Here is a 26,834-nt window from a genome sequence, read left to right on the forward strand (position 1 = left end):
TTTCCTTTTATATTTTAGTTTAAATGTTTATTAATCAGTGTTTTAAGTTCATTTTCTTTCATAATGGCATGATGATCTGTGTCCTCAATGCCAAATGCTTCACAATGTGATAAACGTGTTGACCATCCCTCTACAGCCGTAAAATCGCTGGCGTAAATTAGTCGAGCACTGGATGCAGAAGGAATGCAGGTATGGGCTGAAAATAATGCATGGTTATGGCTCAATATCTGCCACTGCATCTGTAAATCCATTAAGGTAAACGCTTTAGAGACTAGGTGCTGTGTCACACACAACTGATGAAGCATCGCCAGACGTTGCTCGTGATCCAAATGCTGTACATCTTCAACGGCAATGCCATCCAGCGACACCCCAAGTTCTTCGGCAAAAGCGCCTAACCGCTGTAATTCACTTTGTTCAATATTTCTATGTAGCTCAGGAACATATGAATCAATCATGGTCAGACTAAGTACTTTTTCTTGTGCCAACCTTTGCATGGTATGACCAATTACTCCACCCATCGACCAACCGATCAGATGATAATTCGGGTGCTCGATACCAACCTCAAGCAAAGACAGATAATGTGTGGCCAGCGCAGTGATCGATCTAAATTGCAAGGTAGTGGATTGCAGCCCGTAAATAGGTGCATTCGTTTCCAATTCAGAAACCAATTGTGCATAGCAAGTCAACTGACCACCCACAGGGTGAATAAACACAATCGGGGGTTGTTGGTCATCGCCTTCACGCAAACACACAAGTTGTTTAAGGTCACCATAACTATCCATTGCATCCACTTTTGCTGCCAGTGAACTCAACGTTTGCTGCTGGAAAACATCTAGTGCATTGAGCTGCACATTGAACGTCTTTTTAATTGCTCGGACTAGCGCGACCGCTTGTAATGAGTTGCCACCTAGCTCAAAAAACGACGACCCCTTAAACAGCAGCGTATCCGTCGGTAGCCTTAATACTGCTTGCCATACCTCTGCTAACTTGCACTCCGTCTCAGTGCTTAAACTGTCCCCGGATGGCTCAACCTCGACTTGTGGTAATGCAGAAATATCCAGTTTGCCGTTGCGAGTAACTGGCCAGTGTGTCATAGCAATATATTGTTGAGGTATCATGTAGCTTGGTAATTTCGCACTTAATGTAGCGCTCAACCCAGTACTATCAAGCACTTCAGATACACCTTGTACATATGCCACAAGCATAGGAGTACCACTTGCTAAATAACTAATCATCACATGTGCCCTTACAACATCAGGCAAAGCGAAAAGATGCTGCTCTATTTCAGCCAATTCAATACGATATCCGTTTAGTTTCACTTGAGAGTCAGCACGACCTACGTAGTGCAAAATACCATCTGAAAAACGCACGATATCGCCTGTTTTGTATAACCGAGCATGGCATGATTGGTGGTAACCAAACGGGTTATCAATAAAGCAGCTGGCAGTTAGCTCAGGTTTACCTAAATACCCTTCTGCAACGCCTTCACCACTGATATATAACTCCCCACTCATTCCTTCTGCGACTAATCTTTGATGTTCATCAAACACATACAAACGAGTATTAGATAACGGCACACCTAAATGTGGACAGGAGCCTGAGATTTCAGCAACCGTTGCATTGACGGTACATTCTGTTGGACCATAAACGTTCAAAGCCTTCCGATCATACTGGTGCTGCCACTTAACCAAACGCTGCCAAAGTGACTCAGAGATGGCTTCACCGCCTATGATAAGGTTTGGTAATTGCGCATCTAGGTCTTCGTCCAGCCACATTTCGACTAAGCTTGGCGTACAATCCAATACCGTCACGTTATTGTCGCTAAGGTATTCGCCCAGTTGTAGTGGTTGTAACTTAAGGGTTTCTGGTATCGGCGTTAACGCCATTCCAGCTATCAGCTGCAATAACCCCTGCAACGACGCATCAAAAACATAGTTAGCATTCCATCCCCAGTTTTGTTCACCTTGGCATATTGGCCAACGTTGCATCTCTTCCATCAATGAAACTGCATTGCGGTGCGATACCATGACACCTTTCGGCTGCCCTGTAGTACCTGAGGTGTATATCACATAGGCAAGATCCTCTGCCGAGACGATAACAGGGGTAACTTCCCCAGCGACTTGTGCGACTTCTAACATATTGACGGTAGTGCTTGGGCACTGAGCGCTATCAAAGCGCGTCTGATAAGCTGGCTGTGAAATCAACAGACTGGCTTTAGCATCAGCTAGCACAAAATCAACTCGTTCTCGCGGTGCGCTTGGGTCTAGCGGCAAGTAAGCTGCGCCAGCAGTCATAATGGCTAACAAAGCAACGACCATCTCATCACTTTTGTCCATCTGCACAGCGATAACCTGTCCACGCTCAATACCATGAACTGTCTGGAGCACTTGCGCACACTTTGCTACACGCGATGCCAATACTTGAAAGGTCCAACTTTGATCCTGCCAGTGAAGCGCGATGTTAGTTGCGTGCTTTGCTACAGTATCTGACCAACATGTGACCAAACTCTCGGCAACAACAGGCTGCGTCGAGTCTAGCGGATTCAACTTAGCGAGTAGTGCTGTGGTTTGAACTTCGTTACAAAGCGTCAACGCGCTCATTGGTAAAGTCATGATATCGCGCTGCAAATTGCCTTTTACCAACGCGCGTAACAACTGCATCATCTGCTCGGACAATCGCTCAATGCTCGATGCTTTAAATAGGCTAGTGTCGTATACCCAATTAACGGTTAACTGGTGGTCAGACAGCTCAAAATGAACATCTAAATCAAACTTGGTTGTGATCTTTCCATCCGTTAGCGAGGTAAACTCAACACCTGATAAAGCCTCTATCGAGTCTGCTTTATCAAACCGGAAGCTATCTTCTCCATCCGTAGTCAACATTATCTGAAATACAGGGCTTATCGCTGCGGAGCGATTCACATTAAGCGCATCAACTACTAAATCGAAAGGCACCAAATTATGTGATTGTGCGGCAATATTGACGTCACGTATGTGAGCTAAATACTCTCCCAGAGTCGCAAAGTCGGTGTGCGCCGTTAGTGCAATGGTATTTACAAATAGTCCAATTAAATCAGCTAGCTTTTGATCATGTCTACCTGCCACTGGCGCGCCAATTACACACTGAGATTCACGGCCATGTTGTGCAACAACAAGCGACAACGCTGCATGTGCCAACATAAATGGGGTTAGATTATGCGTGCCGATAAAATCCTTTAACGCCAACACTTCAGCCTTTGCAAGAACCTGGGTTACAACGGCTCCAGCTTGCTGTTTAATTTTCGGCCGAGGAAAATCCAAGGTAATACCATGCTCTGCTGGTGCATCCTTAAGGCACTCCTGCCAGTGTTCAAGCGATGCTAAGCAGCTCTCACTGGTCAAGTATGTTTGCTGCCACACAGCATAATCCGTGTAATTAAGCGCATTATGCGGCAAGTTTGGCTTCTTACCTTCTTGCTCACCACGGTAGAGTTCGGCGAACTCGTTAAACAAGATGTTCATCGACCAACCATCGGTAGCAATATGATGCAAGCACAATAGTAAGGTACCCGAATTTTGCGCAGCACCATCAATGTAAGCCACGCGTATCAGCGGAGAACTGGTGAGATCAAATGATTCATTCAACTCACTTTGCACTCTCATTAACTCATCAGCATAGTGTTCTGCACTGGTATGGTAGTGAGCAATAGTAAATGCTGAAATTGGCTGAACCTGCTGTATCTCACCTTCATCGGTTTCATGGTAAGACGTTCTTAATACTTCGTGACGCTGAAGCAGGCTTAAAAACGCGCGTTCGGCTGAATCAATGTTAAAATCACCGCGAACTTCAAACTGATAATTTAGATTATATTGCGTACTACCATGACCAAGTTGGTCGATAAACCACATTCTGCGCTGTGCTGCCGACAAGGGATACCCCTGCTCCGAACTTGGCGCTTTGGTGACGCTAAGTAAGCTAGTGGTATGCTGATATTGCGCGACTAATTCGGTAAATTGAGCCAGTGTAGGCGCTTCAAATAAACATTGCACAGGCACTTCAGATTGTGCAGCATGATGAATTTTGTGCACGACATTCATCGCCAGTAGCGAATGGCCGCCGAGTTCAAAGAAATTACTTTCCATGCCAATGTGCTCTGGCGCAAGCTGCAGAGCAACAGCCCAAATATTGGCAACTACACTCGCTAAAGCGGTAGAGGGTGGTGTCAGTTTCGTAGCCGTATTACTTTGCTCACGCACCAGGCGGGCACGATCTATTTTGCCATTTGCGGTCAGTGGCATCGCTTCTAAAAGTACAATCTGAGCCGGGAGCATATGTAAAGGCAAACACGGAGTAAGTGCCTGTTTAATCGCCTCAACACTCTGTACCTGATGGCAAGTTACATAAGCAATCAAGCTTTTTTGCCCACCCTCAGTTTCGACTTGTACTGCGGCCTCTTTGACATCGGTTAGATTTGTTAGCGCTTGCTCTATTTCACCGATCTCGATACGAAATCCGCGGATCTTTACCTGATTATCGGTTCTGCCGATATAACAAACATTGCCATTTTCATCCCACTTAACCATGTCGCCGGTGCGATAAAGTCGCTCACTCGTAATTGAATCAACATGGACAAAACGCTCTGCTGTCATATCAGGTTTGTTTAAGTACCCTCTGGCAAGTCCTATTCCGCTTAAGTACAGCTCACCAACAACGCCAACGGCACTGCGTTGCTGCTCAGTATCCAAAATATAACAACCCGTACCTGAGATTGCCTTACCGATTGGATATTGGACTCTCCCTACTTCTTCAATTTCATAGTAAGTACTAAATGTCGTATTTTCAGTCGGTCCATAAATATTCAATAAACGCATGGGCTTACCATTAGCTAACGCGCGATCAATAGTATATTTATCGAGTTTCTCTCCACCAACCATGACATTATTTAGTGAGGCAAATGCATCTGGACGAATAGCAATTATTTGATTAAATAGCGCCACAGTGATGAACACTGTGGAAATGTTCATGCGATGAACTTCATCAGCAAAGCGGTTGGCATCAAGTAAACAAGCCTTATCCATCCCATATAATGTTGCACCGTTTGCCAATGCTCCCCAAATCTCAAATGTGGCAGCGTCAAACGCGGTATTGGAAATGAATAAGATATTTTCAGCCGAACTCAATGAGACATAATTAGGGTTGTGTACTAATCGCTCAATACCTAAGTGTTCAACCATCACCCCCTTTGGCTTACCTGTCGATCCAGAGGTGTAAATAATGTAGGCAAGATCATCGCCACTGGTAGTTAAATCAAGATTAGTACCACTGTGAGTTGCAATTTCAGCTTCAACCTCTAGCGCATCAACTGCCACGACAGCAATCTCGTACTGCTCAAAAATGAGTGCTAACGCTGTCGTAGTCAATACTTGCTCTAGCGCCGTATCTTCGATCATATATTGCAGCCTAGCCGCTGGATAATCGGGATCTAGAGGGACGTAAACCGCGCCAGCTTTGACAATCGCGAGCATGGCAATCACGAGCTCCGTAGAACGTTCGAATGTCACGCCAATGAATGCGCCTTTACTTATACCTTGGCTTTGTAGGTATCTTGCTAATTGATTCGCTCGGGTATTTACTTCTCCATAACTCAGAGTGTTACCGGCGACACAAATAGCTGGTTTGTCTGGGTTGCTACCTGCCCAATGCTCTACATAGCTATGAATAGGTAAATTATTTCCCTGATATGCAGCGGATTGCTCCCATTCTTGTATCTGAGTAAGTTCGGCATCATCAATCAGCACAAGTTGCTCTATAGGAGTATCAATATTGTCAGCAATTTGCTTGCAAATGATCTGTAACTGGCGGGTCATTCTCGCGACGGTTTCGGCCTTAAACAGGTTAGTGTCAAATGAAAAGCTCACTTGAATGCCATCAACTGTGTCAACGATGTTTATTTGGATATCGTATTTTGCGCTTAGCTCTGCTGAGTCAAACGATTGCAACACGACCTCTCCTGCCAATGGGATCTCTGCCTCTGTGCTAATATCTAGATTATTCTGTACGAGCGCGATTTGAAACAGCGGATGATAACCATTGCTACGCTCTGGTTTTAACGCCTCAACTAAATATTCAAATGGAATATCCTGATGCTCAAGCGCAGATTCATTCACTTGTTTGGCTGCCGACAACAGCTGGGCAAATGACTGCTTTGAGTCTAGGCGTAAGCGCAACACTAAGTTGTTAATAAAGCAGCCAAACGTTTTTTCTAGTTCTTTTTGCTTTCTACCCGCCACTGGCGTGCCCACGACAACGTCGTCACTACCTGCGTAGCGCCCCAGTACCACCGAAATAGCGGCATGAAACAACACAAATAATGATGTTTGCTGTGTTGTTGCCAACGCTTTTAGTTTGCGACTTAAAGAAGCTGATAACTGTGCAACTCTAAAGTCACTTCTACCACCGGTAGATGCCGGTCGCGAAAAGTCCAATGGGATACTATGAACGCTTGGCAAATCCTGTAATTGAGTTAGCCAGTAGGTCTTTGATCCCTCCACATTATCACTACGTAGCATCTCTGATTGCCAATTTGCATAATCGGCATATTGCACTGCAACGTCGGGAAGCTGTGGCGCAATACCATGAAATAAAGCGTTATAAATATGCTTGAATTCGTCAAGTAACAATGCCATTGACCAGCCATCAGCAGCAATGTGATGGACATTGAAGAACAAAATACCCCGCTCTGGAGATTGCCTTAAAAAACCACCTCGAAGCATGAGGTCATGTTCAAGATCAAAAGGCCTATCAGCATCCTTACGTACAAACTCAAGTGCAAGCGCCTCACTTTCTGCAGCTGATAAATGACTATAATCTTCAATAATAAAGTCAACATCGCCCGCTTCACGTACCGTTTGCACCAGCTGTTCACCTTGGTAATGTACAACAGTACGCAATGCTTCATGACGAGCAACTATCATTTGCATTGTCTGACGAGCCATAAGCTCGTCAAACTCTCCAACCACGTGCACACCATTTGGCATATTGTAAGTCGCCGTAGCATCTGACATCTGCTGTGATAACCAAATTCGGCGTTGTGCAGAAGAAACGGGCAGAAGCCCATTTCTGTCTACTGGCGTAATACGATAACGCTGCCGTTCACCTTCTAGCGCAGCAAACCGCTGAATATATGCAATCAGAGCTGTTTTATTTTCCTTAAGCATCGCTATGAGTTCAGGGATCAGGTTACTCTTATCGCCAGTGATATTCAGGCTCTGGCCGTCCGTAGACAGCCTGAGGCCCAAAGTAGAGCACTGTTCAATGATGTGCTCTACACTCATATCACCATCCTTTCGTCATCATCACGCGCGACGCTGCTAGACATTACCAACTTTTGTTTCTCATAGAGCTCACACTGTTCAGCAAGTGCTTGAATAGTTGGGTTTTCCATTAGCACTTTTAATGGTATTTCAATGCTAAGTTGCTCACGGCAGGCACTCGCAACCCGGATCCCCAATAGAGAGTGACCGCCGATAGCGAAGAAGTTGTCGTCCATGCTGATAGACTCTTTGCCCAATAAATCCTGCCAAATGGTTTGTAAACGCGCTTCCATCTCTGATCTTGGCGCAATGTAGTCATCAATCACTTCTTCAAGCTCAATGCTAAGTAGCGCTTTACGATCCTGCTTACCATTTTTCGTTAACGGGATTTCTTCAACTTCAATGATGACGGCAGCAACCATGTAAGCGGGAAGTTTTGCTTTCATCCAATCACTGAGTCTATTTTGATTTACATCTGCACCTGCCACGTAAGCGACTAGCTGTTCATCCTTGACGAGTACTGCGGCATCAGTTACACCCGCATCTTCCAAAATAACAGACTCAATTTCGTTTAGTTCGATACGATAACCACGTAACTTAACTTGGAAGTCACTACGTCCTAGGTATTCAATAGTGCCATCTGCCAGCCAACGCCCTAAGTCACCGGTTTTGTAGATACGACCAAAAGTAGCAGACTCGATGAAACGCTCTTCAGTTAACACATCATTGTTAAAGTAGCCACGAGCAACCCCTTCACCACCAATGTATATTTCACCTTTTGCGCCAGCCGCTAACGGTGCTAATGCATCATTCAAAATATAAGTCTGGCAATTCGGCAATGGACGCCCAATATTTGGTATAGACTCAGCGGTAATATCAGAGAAAGTCGCGTTAACAGTACATTCTGTAGGCCCATAGACGTTGAGCGCAAAACGTTGATGTTCAGAAGCATGTGATGCCACTTTTTGCCATAATTCAGAGCTGATAGCCTCACCACCGATTAATAAATTCGGCAATGCAATTCCCTGCTCATTGGCTTCACGAAGCACTAAATCAACTAATGCAGGGGTGGTATCGAGTACGTCGATTTTATTTTCGGTAAGGTAACTAAGTAACTTGCTTGGATCCTTTCGCAATTCATCTTTTAGTAGATTAAGCTCCACACCAAAAGCCAACTGAGTCAGAGCCTGAACAGAAGCATCGAAAATCATCGGCGCGTTCCATGCCCAGCGATACTGACCTGAAACCCCACGCTCAGACAACAGCAGCTTCATGCTGTTTGCAAGATTCACCAAGTTACCGTGTTGAACTGCCACGCCCTTTGGCTTACCAGTTGAGCCTGATGTATATAACACGTAAGCCAATTGCTCAGCTGACAAGTTGATATCGTCGACATTGATCTCACCAGTTGCCACCAACTGTGTGTGATCGATAGTCAGAGTCTGACAATTAATGTCTTTGAATTTATCGTTGTAATGAGACTGAGCAACAACGATATGTAGTCCAGTGTCAGCGATGATGTATTCGATGCGATCATTAGGTGCTCCAGCATCTAGTGGAACATATGCGCCACCCGCGTGCATCACCGCTAGTTGGGCAATTAGCTGTTCGATACTACGGTCAACACAAATACCGACAGGAGACTCAGTTACCACGCCTAGCGCTGTTAACTGCTGAGAAAACTCACTGACTTTCGCTGCAAGCTCACCATAACTAATGGCTTCATCTTCAACTCGTAACGCGATTGCATCTGGATTTTGTTGTGCGAATTCAAAAATCGACTTAATCAGATTGGTTTTGTTTTCAAAGGTATGTTCATTCGCATTTTGCCAAGGCTGTAGAGTACCTTCTGTCACACCAGAAATTGTCGAGATTTTCTCGTCTCCATTAGCGATAGCATTTGCTAGCAACGCTTCAAATGATTGAGCAAAGTTCTCCATGGTATGTGCGTCGAACAGATCCGATTTATATTGCCAAACCAGTACTAGCTTTCCTTCTTCCACCGCGGCACTTAGCGAGATATCAAAGTTGACCACGTCAACACCTGAGAGGATTTCTTCCGGATCCGACATTTCTAAACCAGGGAGCTGGAACGTACCGCTATCATGGTTTTGTAGTACAAACCACAGCTGGAACATAGGTTGATGACTGCTACTACGCTCAGGGTTCAAGTCTTCAACAAGCGCGTCAAACGGCAGGTGCTGATGTTCAAATGCCTCTAATAACGTAGTTCTATTGCTGGCGATAAGTTCATTGAAACTTGGATTACCTGACAAGTCGGTACGTAGTACTAAATTGTTTAGGAAGAAGCCAATGAGTGGTTCCACGTTTTGGTGAATACGGCCTGCGACTGGCGTACCCATAACGACATCTTCTTCGGCGCTCCATTGACCAACCAATAAGGCATAAATCGTTTGCAGAGCCATAAACTGTGTTACGCCCTGTTGTTGGCAGTATGCATCTAGTTTTTTCGTTAGCGCGACACTCAATTCACAGCGCAATGAATTACCTAAAAAGCCTTGCTGTGCTGGGCGACTACGGTCTAATGGTAGGCTGTGTGTTGCTGGTAGGCCTTTTAACTGTTCGCGCCAGTAACCCACTTCATTTTCAAATACTTCACCTTGTAGCCATTGACGTTGCCAGTGTGCATAGTCCTTATATTGCACTTCCAACTCAACTAACGGATTCGGTTGGCCTTGACTGTACGCGGTATATACTTCCAAGAACTCTTTGACTAACACACCAAGAGACCAACCATCTGAAGCAATGTGATGCATGTTAAACAACACATAGTGCTCAGACCCTGACGCTTTAATTAACTGAACTCGCAGCATAGTGTCGTTTTGCAGATCGAATGGCTTTAGCGCATCTTGCTCTGCCAACGAACGGATCTCGTCGTACAGGTCATCTCCTTGCAAGTGAGTGAAATCAATAATGGTCACCGCACTATCGACCTGATCTCGGATAACCTGTTCACATTTGTCGTTCGTTTCTTTGTATACAGTACGTAAAATCTCATGGCGCTCAATCACGGCATCGATCGTTGCAATGAAAGCCGCTTGGTTAAGGCTGCCATCTAGCTTAAATGCCGCAGACATATTGTACTGTGCAGAGCCTTGCTCAATACGGTCAATAATCCAAAGGCGCTGTTGAGCAAAAGATAGCGGAATAGGTCCATCAATCACCGCACGCTTGAGTTTTTGTTTTTCAACAGCACTTTTCTGTGCTGAAAATTTATTAATGAACTCAATAAGCTGCGCTTTATTTTCCCGTAAAATAGTGATCATTTCATTGCTCAATCCGCCTTTTGGCGCATCGATTTGCAAGTTGCCGTTCTCTACAGAGAGTCGAACTCCTTGCTCAAGACATTGATTTATTATTGTTTGTGTGTTCATGGTTATTTCCTTAAAGTTTGCGGCGAAGTAGTAGCTGTCATCGTTGGACTGGCCATACTTTGATTGTTAAAAATGGATGAGATTAGTTCTGCCAATTGGCTAACAGAGGGACCACTGGCAAATGTCGACACATTTAGTCCCAAGTTAAAATGCTGTTCACAAGATGAACATAAACCCTGTACTTGTAATGGATTACCTCCTAATTCGTAGAACCCTGCATCGACTTTGACTTGGTCTTTTTTTAGTAACGATGCATAAATATCATGCAAAATATCTATAATGCGTTCGCGCAGTTGTATGGCTTTGCTTTGAGTCTGTGCAAGACTGCCAATATGCTGAGTTGACGCTGATAGCTGGTTAAGTTTGATTAAGCGGAACTCTTCAAAAAGTGCGTTGACTGCTATCACTTTGGCATCTGATGTTGCTTGATATTGCGCTAGGATTTCAGTCAGGTGTGTATCCACCTCTGTACCATTGATAAGCAGATCCGTTGTGTGACTAAACGTAAGCCCAGTTTGACTGTGCATTAAACTTAAGTACCCAGGCGTCAGCTCAATCAGGTTTACTTGTTGAGATGCTAAGTAATCATTCAATTCAGTAATTGAGTATCGAGTCTTGGTGTCAACGATATGTAATTCGAAGCCAATACTCATTAGACATAGCGCCATGACAGAGCAATCGAAGGACACGGATGCATTCCAAATAAACTTATTACTGTGACTCTGCTGTGGTTGAAGCTCATTGGTGAGCTTGCCCGATAGCATGACGAGATCGTGTTGTGTTAGTGCTATTTCGTTATCGGATCCCGGATACAGAATACAAATAGGCTGAATCGATAACTTTGCTTCTGGCTCAAGAAACCCTGTCGGTACCTTAAAAGCCAGCGCTTCTGTTGTATCCAACACTTTTACCGGTGTATCAGCTAAGAATGATCCTAAATGACGCTGCGTAACCGCGAATTCTAGGTTAAAACGCTTGATTGCTTCATCTATCGTCTGCGTATCACTATCTGGGTCTAATACGATAAAGGTGATACCACTGAATAAGCAGGCCATTTGAGTGACTAATAAAGCCAAACCATGTTCTAAACAAACCCCTACCGAATAACCTGGTTTTACGCCTTGAGCATCTAAATAAGCGCGCATGCGTCTAACTTTGGCAAACAGGGCTTGCTGAGCCACTGTTTGTCCTTCGTTTACCACTGCCGTTGACTGAGGACTGGCGGTAGCATTTGCGACCACTCGTGCAGCAAACACTCCTTGCTCAACGATTGGCACTTCAATATTCTGTGAGGACATTTGTGTCAAAGGAATTAACGTGTCAGACCCTTCAAGGAACCATTGCAAAATAGCCTTAAAGCGCGCGGCGTATTGCGCTACCGTATCGACGTTAAACAACTCAGGGCGGTACTCCCAATCCAGTGTTAATGTGCTTTCCTGTTCGTATACCGACAATGAAAGATCGAAGTTAACGCTAGGAGTATGAGGCTCCACCAGCTCAACTTTTAAATTATCCAACGTCATCGGGTTGAATTGTTGGCTGTGGTAAACAAACCAAAGCTGAAAGATCGGGTTGTAACTTTGGTTGCGTTCGGGATTTAATCGCTCTACCAATAGTTCAAAGGGAACATCCTGATTATCAAAAGCAGACATCACAGACTGTTTGGACTCGGCCAATAAGTCTTCAAGGGGTCGACCAAAATCGATCCTATTGCGAAGTACTATTGAATTAGTGAAACACCCTATTAATCCTTCGATATCAGGATGATTTCTACCCGCTACAGGTGTGCCAACTAGGATATCGCTTTCGCCACTTTGCTCTGCGATTAAAAGGGCATACACGAGCTGTAGTACCATAAACGGCGTCATGTCTTTACGCTGACAAAAAGCCTGTAACTGCGAGCGCATTTGGCTATCAATAGTCAACTTGTAGCTACGCCCTTCAAATGAAGGTTGTGCTGGTCGAGGATAATCCAACGGCAAACCATGCACTTGTGGATGATCCGCCAAAAAGTCAAGCCAATGCTCTAATTGCGCATCCAGTAAACCGTCCTGAATGTTTTGATGTTGCCAATGCGCATAATCTTTGTATTGAATATCCAGAGTCGGAAGTTCAGCAGCTTCATTTCTCAACACACTGCGATAAAGCATCTTCAGCTCTTCGGTTAAGATGTTGATAGACCATCCATCAGCGGCAATATGGTGCAAAGTCAGTAGCAAAAAGTGATGTTCCGGCGCAGTTTTAATAATTTTGGCGCGAATTTTTAAGCCCACATCTAGTTGAAAAGGCATATTCGCTTCGGCTTCAACAAAATGTTCAACACTGGACATCACATCTTGTTTACCCGAGAGGTCTATCAATGGCACATCAAAGCTATAGTCTTCGAGTACGTATTGCTTAGCCGTATAATCGTCATCGATTAACACTGTGCGTAACACTTCATGGCGGCTAACTAGCTGCGCTAACGCATTCCGTAATGCACTAACCTGCAATGCCCCAGTGATGGAAAATACTCCAGGCATATTGTATTGCGCCGTGCCATAACTGAGCTTATCAATCACCCACATTGACAGTTGAGAGCGCGATAAAGGATGTCCACGTTCGATGTCCGACTTAGTCAGATTGCGAGTCGCCGGACTATATGATTGATCTTCCAACATCGTATCGACTTTGCTCGCCAACTGCCTAATCGTTGGCTGTTCAAAGATGCAAGCAAGTGGCAGATCCACTTGTAATCTTTGCCTTATCTGACCAAACATCTTCATGGCTAATAAAGAGTGACCACCCAACTCAAAGAAGTTATGCGTCACGCTAATTGCATCTCGCTCAAATAGCGACTGCCAAATCGTGCTTAACAAATGCTCGGTGTCAGTTGTTGCTGCGAGAAACTCAACTTCTCGATGTGCGGGTTCAGGCAGCGCTTTGCGGTCTACCTTGCCGCTAGAAGTCAATGGAAATGCATTCATTTCGGTGTAAAAGTGAGGCACCATAAAGTTAGGTAACTCAGCTGCAAGCGCAGTACGTATGGCCTCAACATCAAGTGCAGCACTAGACTCCATGATGACATACGCAGCCAGCTTTACATCACTACCTCGCTCACCATGCGTGGTCACCACCGCCTGCTTAATGCCGGTCAGTTGCGATAGCTTTTCTTCGATTTCCCCCAATTCAATACGATAACCACGGATTTTTACCTGATGATCGATACGACCTAAATACTCAATCTCACCGGAGCGGTGTAAAGTGACTAAGTCCCCTGTTCGATAAAGTCGCTCGTTGGCAACTGCAGGCAAGTGCACAAACTGAGTAGCAGTAATATCAGGTCGACCTATGTATTCAAGCGCAAGACCATCGCCCGCAATACATAGCTCACCACTCACACCAACCGGAGCTAGCTGCCCTCGAGTATCAACAACAAAATGACGGTAATTAGGAAGTGATCTTGATAACCGGCAACTTGGTATACCATCTTTGTCTCTATGCACCTCTTCAACCAAGGAGTACACGGTTGCTTCCGTTGGCCCATAACCGTTAATAACTCGTTTCGATCGCAACAGCATTTGCTCTGCAAGTGCTGGATAAAGCGGCTCACCACCAGTGACCAATGTCGCTTGAGCATTTCCTTGCCAACCAGCCTCAACTAAGGCTTGCCACATCGTTGGAGTACACTGGAATAAGTTGTACTCAGATGTATTTGCAAACGCTGCGAGTTTAAGTGCATCCTTACCTATCTGATGTCCAACCAACGTGACTTTGCCACCAACAACCAAAGGGGCAAATATTTCCAAAGTCGAAATATCAAACCCTATCGTTGTTGTTGCTAAACAATGACATGCTTCTGTAAGTTCAAGGCGCGCGACCATGCCACCAATGAGGTTGTCTAAACTACGTTGAGCAATCAATGCGCCTTTAGGACGACCCGTAGACCCTGAAGTGTATAAAATATAAGCACCCACAGCTTCACGTTCTGTCAAAAAGCTAAGGCTATGCTGCCTTGGCGCCTCTATATCGGCGGTTAATTGGTCAATAAGTAATGTACGTTTAGCATCAATCGGAGTCGTTTTCGATACCTGCGTATCAGTCACCAACAGCGCAGCCTGACTATCAGTAAACATAAAGGTCAGACGATCTAGCGGATAAGAAGGATCTAGCGGTACATAGGTTACGCCTATAGATAAGCAAGCTAATAACGTGGCAACCATATTCTCATTGCGATCGAGGCATAACCCTACACAATCGCCAGATTGGAGTCCTTGTGACGTTAAAATTTCAGCTATTTGCGCCGATTTTTCGCTTAATTCGCGATAAGTCCAAGTAGATTCACCAACAACTAGCGCAATACTATTTGGGCGGTCAGTTACTTGCTGATTAAAACGTTGCACTAGGCTACTACTGTCACACGCTTCCGAGCTGCCGTTTAGCGTTTGATAAGCCTGAAAGTCCTGCTCATTGAAAAAGTTAAAGCCTGAGATCTGCTGCTCTGGGTTGTGACGTATAGCTTCCAAAATAGCAAACAGACGTTCGAATATGACTGCCACATCAGATTCATCAAAAAATGCGCGATTTGCTTCAATCTGTAAAATCACATCTTGATGGTCGCCATATTCACAAAGATTGAATAACAAAGGTGTGGTTTCCACCCCAGGAGGGATAAACTCTGATTCGGCGTCTATCTGTCCGTCTGCATATTTATAATCTAGCTTTTGATAATTGAACTGGACATCGAATAAGCGCTCAAGGTCTGGCTTCAACTGACGAGCGTGCTCAACAATTTTACTTACCGGATATTTCTTAAACTTTGAGACATCTCGCATTTGCGTGCGGATCTCACTCACAAGGTCAGCCATGGTCCACTGTTGATCGATGCCAAAACGCATTGGTAAAACAGAGACTATGCCGCCAATTGCTCGCATGGTGGCTTTATCACGGTTGTGAAACGGCAAAGCCAAAATAATGTCAGATGTATGATATTGAAGGTTTAAATAACATGAGATAGCTGCCATAAACAGATGATGTATACGGACTCCCATGTTTTTTGCCAGCTCAGATAGGCTAGTATAGTCTGCCTGAGCAATCGCATACTGGCTCAAAAAGCTCTCATGCATCAGGGGGGTATTTAGCTGCTTGGGAACAAACATTCTATCTGGCAATTGGCTGCTGAACTTTTGCTGCCAGAAGTCTGCTGTTGCAGCACTAATATCCACATTGTGATGCATATAATCGACAACGTGTTCAAACTGCGTCAGCTGGATAGGCTCAACAATGCCGTTTCCATCTTTATGTGCCAAATAATATCTAAATAACGTATCAAACCAGTTGCTGTAACCAAATCCATCAGTAACCAAGTGATGCGCAATCGGTACATACCAATACTCGTCGCTCGTTAGTTTGAGCAAGAAGGTTTGATATAAACCAGGTTCAGATAAATCAAAAGGCTGCGTTAGCTGTGTTTTTACAAACTGCTTCGCTTGTTCTTTCGCATCAGAAGCGGCACTAAAGTCAAGATATTCGAACTTACACGCAACTTCAGCGCGACACTGAACTGGTTGACCCATCTGCTCTTGGAAATAGAGGTGAAAAACATCGTTTTCAGCCACTAGTTGCGCCATAGCCTGTTGAAAGGAGGCCACACAAATAGGCTCTTTAATTGTAATCACTCCACCAATGTTATAGTTTGGTGAGCTTGGATATCGTTTTTGATCCAGATAAATATCGAGTTGTGCAGATGTCAGCATCATACCCTTATCCTCTGTGAGTTTATTATTGTTTTTCATGGCTTATTCCTTAGACTCAGCGGGGAGTAGCTTGAGCGAGTAAACGGTTTCCTGCGGCAAAAATGGCGAGAACACCCCTTTTTGCCAGTCGTCATGCCCCGCCATCCAGTATGGCGACATTGGATTGGACGCTTGACCTACAGGCATATGAAAGAATCCACTTTGCTCTTCACCTGGTGTCACCCCCATTCTCATCGAGGCACCGAAGCTTTGTTCCTGTACCAGGGGCATGTTGATATCTCCGTCAGCACCGTATTCTGGGATATTAAAGAACCTCCCAATGAGTGGCAGAGCACCAGCGACAGGATGAGAAATAGCAACTTTGTTGTAGTCACCCCATTTGGCATTCGCTATCGAGCCATGAGTGTTATTAAAGTGGTCATTCAAAAAAGTCAGAGCATCGGCATACAAAGCTTGCCAAGACTCAAAATGTGTATTTAAAAGGTGATCTGGGTGTTCATTGACTAACTTCCATAGTGGCCCTTCCCACTGGCTGGTTAAGCTGAAGTAGTCAAAAACATTTAGGTCGGGATTACTTTCATTCACTCCACTCAGAATGCCGCTAAAAACTCGGCGTGCGACCTGAGTTCTGAATGCCCTCACCAACAAATAACCGGTGGAGTCTTTAAGTGCTTTACCATTCCAGTTATTGACAATTTTTCGGTATTCGGCCAATTCAGGATATTTGGCCATGAACTCTTCATTCATAATAGACAGCAGCAGATACTGCCAACGCTGGAGAAATATTGCGCGACTATCGAGCTGTGTACGCAACATCTGGGCTTCACTAGGCTCATGCATCACTCTGAGACCGTTATGAATTTGCTGCGCTCTCGCGCCAAGGGCGTAATTTTCGCGACCAATAATATCTAGTTCATCACCTGAAACGACTCGTGCATTAGCAGTAAAAATAAAACCTGATTCAGGATTAATACGTTTCGGATATTTATCTGTCGTTAAGTACCCGGACCAGTCATATTCTTTATCGTCATAGTCAATGGGAGCCCATACTGAATGCGCTCTCTTAGGCAATGCCCCCAACATCGTCCAGCCAATATTTCCTTGCTCATCACCCACTACTACATTGAGATGTGTCATATGTGTGTTATTGAATAAAGGCAGCGCGGTATCAACGCTAGATGCACGCTCAACCTCCAATAACCCTAAGTTGACTGCAGAGGATGAATGGGCGACCCAACGTAAAACCAATAAATCGCCATTCTGTTCACGTTCAACGACGGGTCCGTAAGGAGTGACATCAACGACATATTCCACAGGCTCAGCGTCCTTGACATCAATGCGCTGTGTAATATGTGTGACTAGTTCTTGGCCTTTATCTGCAGGGATCCGCAGCAAATCAGACCAATCTCCCATAGAGTTAGTGAAACCCCAGGCTATATGCGTATTACTGCCCGCAATCATCAGTGGCAGGCCGGGTAAGGAAACACCCGTTAATTTGCGGTCTTCATCTGCTTCGTGCCACGAAAAGCCAACTCGATACCAAATATTGGGAACATTGAGGTTTAAGTGCATATCATTGGCAACTAAAGCCTTGCCGGATTTTGTATTTTCGCCCGACACAGCCCAGTTATTACTGCCAACAACTGATGGGCTATCTTGTAACGCCATTGTATATAAAGAATCAGCTTGCTCATGCAACGCCAAGATGTCTTGATTAGTGTCAGTAGCAGTTCTTAGCGAGTAAACTTCGGCACTAGGAATAGATATAGCAGCAAGATGTTGTGTATCTAATGGTTGATCCCAAGGAGTACCCAGTGGCACCAGAAAGTCAACCAGTGTCTGTGGTAGGTTTTGTCGTAACTTATTTAGATAAAGTGTATTGCGGTAATCATGGCCTTGCATCTCCATAAACATGGCAAAAGAGACTAAGAATGAATCCTCCGCTTGCCAAAGATTTGGTGATGCCTGCAACAAAGTATATTCAAATGGGGTACTGTCTAGCTTTTCAAGCCCAGCATTTACGCCTTCGACATAGGCATCAAGTAATGCTTTATGCCTAACATCTAAACTTTCATAAGCTTGTCGCGCAGACTTTCTGAACTGATGCAGTCTAGCTTCCTTGTCAGCACTAACAAAAGACTCACCAAAAAGTGCACTAAGTTCCCCAGCCGCCTTTCGACGCAGGTAATCCATTTGAAAAAAGCGTTCTTGAGCATGTAAGAAGCCCATTGCTCGAGATACATCCATTCTTGTCTGTGCAATAATGGATGGCACACCGCTTCTGTCTCTGTCTATAACAACCTCATTTTCAACATGAGGAAGATTAACTTCACCATTTAATAAAGGCAGAGCAGAATTCAGTCGATCCCATAACCAATAACTAGCGCAACTGGTTATTACCATAGTTGATAGGCCACTAAATAATAGTGCCTTCTTTATAGTGCTATGTTTTCTTTCTATGCTCATCTTCGCTTTCCAATACCTGTTCCTTGTGCACGACACACGGTGAACAAAACTAAACTAGCCAAGATAATTGAATAATCAGCACAGAAAGACAAAACACTTCCCATTATAATGTGTTACATTGGTCGGTAACAAAAAAACACATTAAATAAACACAATGCAATCATGAATGGTAATAGTGTTAACAGGGCAATTTGGTTAGAAGATAAACAAATTACAGTTGGTCAATTTCAGATCGATTTCAAAAAAACACGCTTGTATGACAACAACGCCGTGAATGAAGCCGAACGAGTAATTAAGCTAGAACCCTTAACCATGGAGCTTTTATGCTACCTAGTTAAGCGCCAAGGTGACTATGTAAGCCAAAAAGAGCTGCTTGATCATGTTTGGGATGGGCGCATCGTTTCAGATAACGCTATTCGCCGAGTGGTTAAAAAGCTCAGAGATGCGCTAGGTGACGATGTAAAGTCTCCTACTTATATAAAAACCGTACCAAGCAAAGGCTACCTGCTTATTGCCGAAGTAAATATAGAGGCGGTCACACAAGGTAACGGCGCTGATCACACCGATGGCAATATTCAACCCCCTGATAATAAGAACATTAAAAAAACCATTCAAAATCAAGCTAAGTATTTGTTAATATTGCTTATAGTAATATTAATTACTTGCTATGTGGCTTACACTTATATTTTGAAACCTACTAAAAAGGAAATACAACAAATAAAAGCAGTCACCAGTATGTCAGGTGAAGAGGATTGGGCGGATTACCACAAAGAGTCGGATATGGTCGTCTATTCTCATCGTAAAGACGTGTCGGGTTTTTTTAACTTATACATTAAATCTTTGTCAACCAACGTTACTAAAAGGTTAAACTCAGGCAAGGCTAATTATTATTCCGCTAAATTCTCTAAAAATGGAAAGAAAATCGCTGCACAAAAACAAAAAGGTAATCATGCAGAACTAGTCATCTTATCGCTAAATGATGCAATGGATGTTTCTAAGGAAGAGGTGATCTATGAGTATGATACATCTCAGCCAAATTTATCCTGGGCTCCAGACGATAGTGCACTGTACTTTTCCCTGAAAAAGCAATCGGATTATCCAAATACCATCTTTAAGATCGATATTAACAGTAAGCGCCTAACTCAGGTAACTTACCCAGACTTTAATCCTTATGGAGATTACTTTTCAGCAATTTCAGGGGATGGATCACGCCTTGGCGTTTTAAGATACTCAAATTATCAACGTACACACTTGATCATTTTAGAATTGACCTCTGGAAAAGTGCAGAGCAATACCGTACTTGACTTTATACCGCAAAATATCGTCTGGGATGAAAGCGGTTCAGGCCTTTATCTTTCAAATAATAATGAAATCTTCTTTTTTAACGCTCAGAAAAATGAGCTCACCCCTCAAGTGCAAACCGATTTTGGGCTATCTTCAATTTACAGTACCTGCGGAAAACATTGCTTGTTAGTAGGTAAAGAAGAAGAAAATGTGCGTGATATTATTGAAGTTAAAAATCCATTTTTTGATAATAACATCAACAACTTATTTGAGTTTTCACTTGCGGGTAAAGAGGGACATCCCGATTATCTGGCAGACTCAAATAGCATAGTATTCCGCTATGAATATGACAATATTCCACAAATCGTTACTTATTCAACATCAGGAAAAATGGAGTTATTAACCGAGTTTACTCAGCATCACAATATAAGCGATCTGGAGTATCACCCGAAGCATCACTCCATACTCGGTATTTTAGACCGCCAACTATTTACCTTAGATATCAATAGCAAACAAATACACTATCTAACCACTCAGTTAGAAAATATTCAAAACCCGAGCTGGAGCAATGATGGACGTTCAATCTACTTCTCACGAAAGGAAGGCAATCAGTTTTGGCTTATCCGCCAAGATGTCAACAGCGGTAAATCAGAACCACTGCTTTCTAATGTAGTCAGTGCAAAAGAGGATCCCAAAGGGCAGTATCTATATTATCAGCGTACTGATGGCCAATTGTATCGAGCACCATTAGACACGATGAAAGAAAGTAAACCGATAGCAAAGCTAGAGCTAGCGTCTAATATTTCTTGGCACCTCACATCTCAATACGTCTATTATTCTGTCTCAAATGGTTATAAGTATGATTTGGTTCGTACAGATTTGAATTCAGGCAAGTCTGAGCGAGCTTCTCTACTGAAATACGCATTCTACGCAAAATTTCAACTCCACCCGAGCGAACAAAAACTATTGCTACTGCAACGAGCAGCACCGAGTACTGACCTTTACAACGTCTATTTTTAACTCGATACGATAAAGTGTCCTCTGCATCACATATCATTTTGCAGAGGACAACGGGCTAGAACGATCATAGGTGTTAAAACGCCTTTCTTAACCTTTTACTATACGACCTTAAATAATCTAACTATCGCATGTAAGTATCCACTTGGCAGTAGAATATCATTATTACTCTTCCGTTGAATTATCTTCCGGCCAACACTTAGGGAAGCTTGGGCAACTTGGGGTAATAATCTCACCATTTGGGGTACCTGTGGTGTTGGCACCATTCGTGTAATAAGGTTGCTCAGAAGCCTTTGCTGGCGCCCATAAAATAAAAAACACGGTGCCGATAAAAAGTGATTTCATTGTTGTTGAGTTTATTTTAGAAAACATATTATATCCTTGTGTAATTATTGTTTTTAATTGATTTTTAATTATATTTATTGTTTAGTCGTGCTTGTTCAGTAACATTATCACTACTGAGTGCATCACCTATTACCACTTTTTCAGCATCGGAAATAGGACGTAAGCAACCTCTTCGATGTTATCGTTTTATTCTTTATTTGTGCTGTGTTGTGACGTTGATGTTGGAGGTAGAGCCGGCCAACACTTGGGAAAACTAGGGCATGCAGGTGTTACTACAAAGTCATCTGTTACTGTTGCACTATCTTGACTGTTAGTATCTTGCTCATAAGCATTTACAGATACTGTAGTTAAAGTAAGTAGAGTTGTTAGCGCTAGTTTTTTTAATGTAGAGAACATATTTATTTCCAATTTTTGAGTTTAATTTATATCGAGTTTATATCGAGCACTCATTTACTTTATTATCGTGCTTCGATTTGATGAATCTACTTTAAGCGTAAAAAGCCTATTTACCACCCCACCATTCATGACTACGCATTATTTCAATTGATTACATTCCAAAAATAGAAATAAAACCAACAAAAACAACAATTTGTAAAAAATCAATATTGCTATCTTTTATCTATTACTAAGTACTTATTTGTTTTATTAGGCTATTCATAGCGGATAGTCACAAGAGCGTGAAGATGGAATGGGACCTGAATAGTTGTAATAAGAGGATAAGTTAACGCTGCTAACTAAGTTTTAGTGTGTAAGCTGCTGTAATGAAATAAGTCTGTCACAATTTCACTACCAATTAACTCACAATAATGACTCCCAAGCTTACGGAAATCAGATCGTAATGTTAAATAAGAGGCGTATTGTTGGGTGTAATATTCGATTAATACTTAATATCATAGCGCTCAGCACAGACTCAAATACTCTTGTACATTAGGGCATAATATGACACATCGTGTAGCCTTGATGGGGGTTCCAACTTTACACGTTTCAAAGCAAAACCAGAGTTCTACAACTCATAAGAGTTACAACGTGCAATACAATAAAAAGGCCACAACTAAGTGTGGCCTTGATGGAGTTCAACTAGGTAAATAAATATTATGAAGCCGTTTCAGCATGTGGGAAGTGGGCTTCTCGCTCTTTGTATTTGACGAAAACGGGTAAACTTAACAAAGCAGCCATAACAGAAAGAGAAAATATGGCACTGAATGTCATACCACCAACGATCACAATGGCCAAGCCACGATAAATCTCCGAACCCACGCCAGGAATAATGGCCAGAGGCAACATTCCAAAAATACTTGTCAGTGTACTCATATATATGGGCCGTGCTCGTGATTTAATCGCTAACTGAATTTTATCGCCTATGGTATAGCGCAAACTTTCAAGCTCATTAAAATGACCAACAAACAGAATCGCATTATTAATAACGAGTCCAATTAGAATGATGAACCCCATCATTGAGATAACATCTAAGGGTTGATAGGTAAAAAGATTAACGGTATTGAGTGCTAACATCCCGCCAATCAGTGCAATAGGTAACGATAGCATAATAGCCAAACCATTGCGGAAAGACTTAAACCACCCGGATACAAGTAAAAATAGAATTAGCATTGCAAAGCTAAACTGTTGCAGCATATCCGAAATAAGCTCATTTAATTTACTTGCGCTACCACGATAGGACACCGAAACAGACTGTGGCATATGTTGCTCAATAATAGGAGTCACTTGAACTTTGAGATCGTCAATAAAGGTAGATAAGGGAATGCTAGGCGGTGGCGTTACATTAATTGACAATGTACGAAAGCCATTTAGACGATATAAAGAACTTGGCCCGACATCCAACTCATAATCAACTAAGGTCCTTAACAGGGTAACTTTGTTTTCAAGTGGAAAATACAACGGTGTATCCATTACATTATTGATGGCATCCCAATCTTCCCCTTTGATATAGATTGGTAAGTTTTTTGTGCCATTAGAATATTCCCCAATATAGACACCGTCGGTCAGAGCACGTAACTTCTGCGACAAATTATACTGGGACTCTCCCAACTCAAGCAGCTGATTGTCTTTTGGAGTAAAGATAATTTGTGGGTCATCATTATAAAGCGGTGTATTACTCCACGGGTTGGCATAACCCATATTGGTATTTAGATGCTCATACACTTCACGCCCAATTAATTGCAAATCATCCAGCGACGTACCGGTAAAGTCGATAGTAACCCGGCGATTGGTAGACAAACCAAAACCAAGTAAAGAGTTAAAGTTGGCATACACATTCGCATGTGGAAAAGCCGCGTCCAGTGTGTTTTTTGCCCAAGACTTTAATTGCTCAGCCTGCTCAGGCTCTTTGGGGTATAGCACCAACTGGACCGACGAACTTCCCGAAACAAATGACAAAAATTTATCAATAAGTGGGCCTTGTTGCTGTTCCTGCTCAGCTTCAATCAGTTGATTTATGGGCATCAACAACTCACTGGTTAACGCTTCATGATTCATACTTTGGTTGACATTAACAGATACGTTAACGCGCGTTCCTTCCACTTGCGGTAGAATGTTCAACTTAGGCGCGAGTAATATCAGTCCGGCAATTGGTACTACCACTAATAACAGGAGCATCAGACTTCGGTTTCGTGAACTTACTACCATACGTGCAAGGCGTGCAGAAATTCTATCGACAAAGTCTCCTGTCGTATCCAGAGCCTTGATGCTAGGCAAAATATAGCGTAAAAGCAGTGGTAACAGCAGTAATGCAACAAACAAAGAAGCGCCTAGAGCCGATGAAATAGTGATGGCCAAATCGTGGAATAACTTGCCCTCTGCACTTTGCATCAAAAGTATTGGAGCAAATACGATAATGCTAGATACCACTGAATTTACCAGCGCTCCCGATACCTCAGCCATCGTTTTATGTATCGCGTCTACAACACGCTCCCCCTGCTCTCGATATCGCACTGCAGTTTCAACCACGACGATTGCAGCATCCAAAATCATGCCTGTCGACAGAGCAATACCGGCAAGCGATATCACATTAAATGTTCTACCCAAAACCTGCATAGCCAAAAATGTGGCCAAAATGGAAATTGGTAAACTGATGAATATCATCGCGATAACCGGGAGCTTTCTAACAAACAAAAATAGAATTAAAGTAGATAATACAACCCCAAGGATCAGGTTATTTTGCACCATACTTACTGCACTATTGATGGTTTTAGAGTCATCCTTGGTCAATTCCATTTGTACACCTAGCTCAGGCAGTACTGTAGTATTGAGTTCAGTCATCACTTTTCTTAATTGTGCCAAAGATGCCAAAGCATTTGAGCCCGTTGCGGCATTAACGCTGACATAAAAAGCTTGCTGTCGCTTCCAGTAAACTGGCGATGAATCAGTAACAAAAGCATTTTCGATGTAGGCAACATCACCGAGTGTAACCACCTTTTGTTCATTCTTAGCGATAACTAGCCCATTGAGATCTGAGATATCACGACGCCCCTCAAAACGTACCGCAAAGTTGCGTGTACCTTGTTCAACGATACCGACACTTTGATCTAGAGAATTGCGCAAAATATTTAGCATTTGATCTATCGTCAACGTGTATTTAGTCAACTTTTCAGGGTCAAAAATAATATCTATGCGCTGTTCAGTAGACGCTAAAGGCGAGAGGCTGCTAATGCCCGGAATCGCTAGGATTCTAGGTCTAACATATTTCTCAAATACTTCTGTGTATCTTGTTCGATCAGCCGGAACCCCTGCACTATTTGGGAAAAGTACTAGGCCGGCAATGCTTCCTTTATTATCTTTTGACTTGTTTTGAATGATTGGTTCTAGTGCTGTTTTTGGCCGCGTATTAAATTGATTCATCTTATCGATAACTTCAATATAAGCCTCCTGCATATCGGTGCCTGGCTGAAAGGTCATATTTACCCAAGCAAACCCAGTCCCAGTATCGGTTTCATAACGCAACACTCCGGGCACTTTACTTAGCAGCTCCTCTACTGGTTCAACAATCTGACGCTCCATTTCCATGGGCGATGCGCCCGGCCAGAAGTTTCCTACAACAATTCGGTCTTCACCAATATCTGGAAGTAATTGAACAGGGAGTTTGGGTATAGCAGCAATACCCAAGATGATTATGATGAGAAAAAAACTCACCACGTAGTGAGGGTTTTTCAGTATTCTGCTATTCATAATTGAGCTACCCTTTCATCCACTTTTACTACATCACCGGATTTCAAACCTAGCCCACCTCGAGTGACAACAACCTCCCCGGCAGATAGTGCACCGCTCACGACATAATCACCATTAATGCCAGCAAGCACCTTTACATTGGCTTTTTCTACTGAACTATCAGCTTTTAACTTGTAAACAAAACTATCCTTGCCTCTTGGGATCAGCGCATCACCAGGAATAAGCAGACTATTTGGTATCGTGATTGTGAGTTGTATGGACAGGTTAGAGCCTAATACTAGCTTATCTTTCAATCCAGGTTCCGGTTCAACAAATAGCTTTACAGCGCCAGTCCCTACACTTACTTCAGGTACTACTCTCGCGACTTTGGCTGTGCCTATACGCTTCGGTACCTGTAGCTCACTTTCGATGCTCAGTTCAGCATGCTCATCAATATAATCAAGTAGTTCAATGGGAAGCTGACTAGATAGCTCAATCGCAGCAAAATTATTGACTCTTGCAATCGCATCCCCTTCTTGGACAAATTCGCCTTTACGTACGAAGGTTTCTGCAACAAAGCCACTTTCAGAAGCACGAATTGTACTAAGCGAAATATGTCTTTGGATTTCAGTCAGACTGACTTCAAGCTCAGATACCTTATTTTTGGCGCTCGCAAGCTCATAAGTAAGCTGATCTAACTCCGATTGATTAACACTTTTAGTTTTTGATAAGGTTTCGAGTCGCTTTAACTCAACATTAAGATGCTGTACCTGAGCCTCAGCTTGGTGAATCTCAAAGCGCTTTTTTTGCTCCGACAACGATAGAAATTGAGTATCCAATTGTGCAATCACATCGCCAGCATTTACTCGCTCTCCAATCTTTTTAATCCTAAGAACGTGCGCGCTGCTGTAACTAGATAGTACGATGGCATCTGAATCAACAACCTCTGCAACCAACTTACTCGTGATCCCTCGGCTATTTTCGACAACCGGAGCGGTAGTCACGATACGCTGCGCTAAGCTGTGCTGAGACACAAGGAGTAGCAACAACAAACCGACTTGATGCGTAAAAATTTTCATAACTTGATCCCCGTTGATTTCTCTTTTCTCTGTGTTTGTTTGGGTGAGTTTAGAGAGTAG

Annotated in this window: 8 protein-coding genes; 1 reads left to right on the forward strand and 7 read right to left on the reverse strand. The window is 43.2% G+C overall.

Annotated features, from left to right (window positions below; genetic code table 11):
- Positions 1–14: 14 nt before the first annotated feature.
- From MHN30_RS14760 to MHN30_RS14775, 4 genes are read right to left on the reverse strand one after another with little or no spacing between them, the layout of a single operon-like run.
- A complete protein-coding gene (locus MHN30_RS14760) occupies positions 15–7,313 on the reverse strand; it encodes a non-ribosomal peptide synthetase (RefSeq protein WP_239360144.1) in 7,299 nt (2,432 codons plus the stop codon).
- Positions 7,310–10,687 carry an amino acid adenylation domain-containing protein gene (locus tag MHN30_RS14765; protein ID WP_239360145.1) on the reverse strand — a complete coding sequence of 1,126 codons (3,378 nt, stop codon included), beginning with the start codon at positions 10,685–10,687 and terminating at the stop codon, positions 7,310–7,312. The genes MHN30_RS14760 and MHN30_RS14765 overlap by 4 nt, the downstream gene beginning before the upstream one ends.
- 2 nt (positions 10,688–10,689) lie before the next feature.
- Positions 10,690–16,461 carry a non-ribosomal peptide synthetase gene (locus MHN30_RS14770; protein WP_239360146.1) on the reverse strand — a complete coding sequence of 1,924 codons (5,772 nt, stop codon included), beginning with the start codon at positions 16,459–16,461 and terminating at the stop codon, positions 10,690–10,692.
- 3 nt (positions 16,462–16,464) lie between these two features.
- On the reverse strand, positions 16,465–18,888 hold the full coding sequence (locus tag MHN30_RS14775; protein WP_130165229.1) for a penicillin acylase family protein: 2,424 nt from the start codon (positions 18,886–18,888) through the stop codon (positions 16,465–16,467).
- A gap of 162 nt (positions 18,889–19,050) precedes the next feature.
- Between MHN30_RS14775 and MHN30_RS14780 the strand changes: the two genes are divergently transcribed.
- On the forward strand, positions 19,051–21,192 hold the full coding sequence (locus tag MHN30_RS14780) for a winged helix-turn-helix domain-containing protein (protein ID WP_239360147.1): 2,142 nt from the start codon (positions 19,051–19,053) through the stop codon (positions 21,190–21,192).
- A gap of 162 nt (positions 21,193–21,354) precedes the next feature.
- On the opposite strand, the gene MHN30_RS14785 is transcribed toward MHN30_RS14780, so the two are convergent.
- The 3 genes from MHN30_RS14785 to MHN30_RS14795 form a co-directional block, all read right to left on the reverse strand.
- Positions 21,355–21,561: a hypothetical protein gene (locus tag MHN30_RS14785; protein ID WP_130165231.1), complete on the reverse strand. Its 207-nt coding sequence runs from the start codon at positions 21,559–21,561 to the stop codon at positions 21,355–21,357.
- A gap of 1,065 nt (positions 21,562–22,626) precedes the next feature.
- Positions 22,627–25,716 carry an efflux RND transporter permease subunit gene (locus MHN30_RS14790; RefSeq protein WP_239360148.1) on the reverse strand — a complete coding sequence of 1,030 codons (3,090 nt, stop codon included), beginning with the start codon at positions 25,714–25,716 and terminating at the stop codon, positions 22,627–22,629.
- On the reverse strand, positions 25,713–26,774 hold the full coding sequence (locus MHN30_RS14795; protein WP_130165233.1) for an efflux RND transporter periplasmic adaptor subunit: 1,062 nt from the start codon (positions 26,772–26,774) through the stop codon (positions 25,713–25,715). The genes MHN30_RS14790 and MHN30_RS14795 overlap by 4 nt, the downstream gene beginning before the upstream one ends.
- Positions 26,775–26,834: the final 60 nt, after the last annotated feature.

Origin of the sequence: Pseudoalteromonas sp. OF7H-1, assembly GCF_022347825.1 — a bacterium.
Lineage (GTDB): Bacteria > Pseudomonadota > Gammaproteobacteria > Enterobacterales > Alteromonadaceae > Pseudoalteromonas > Pseudoalteromonas maricaloris.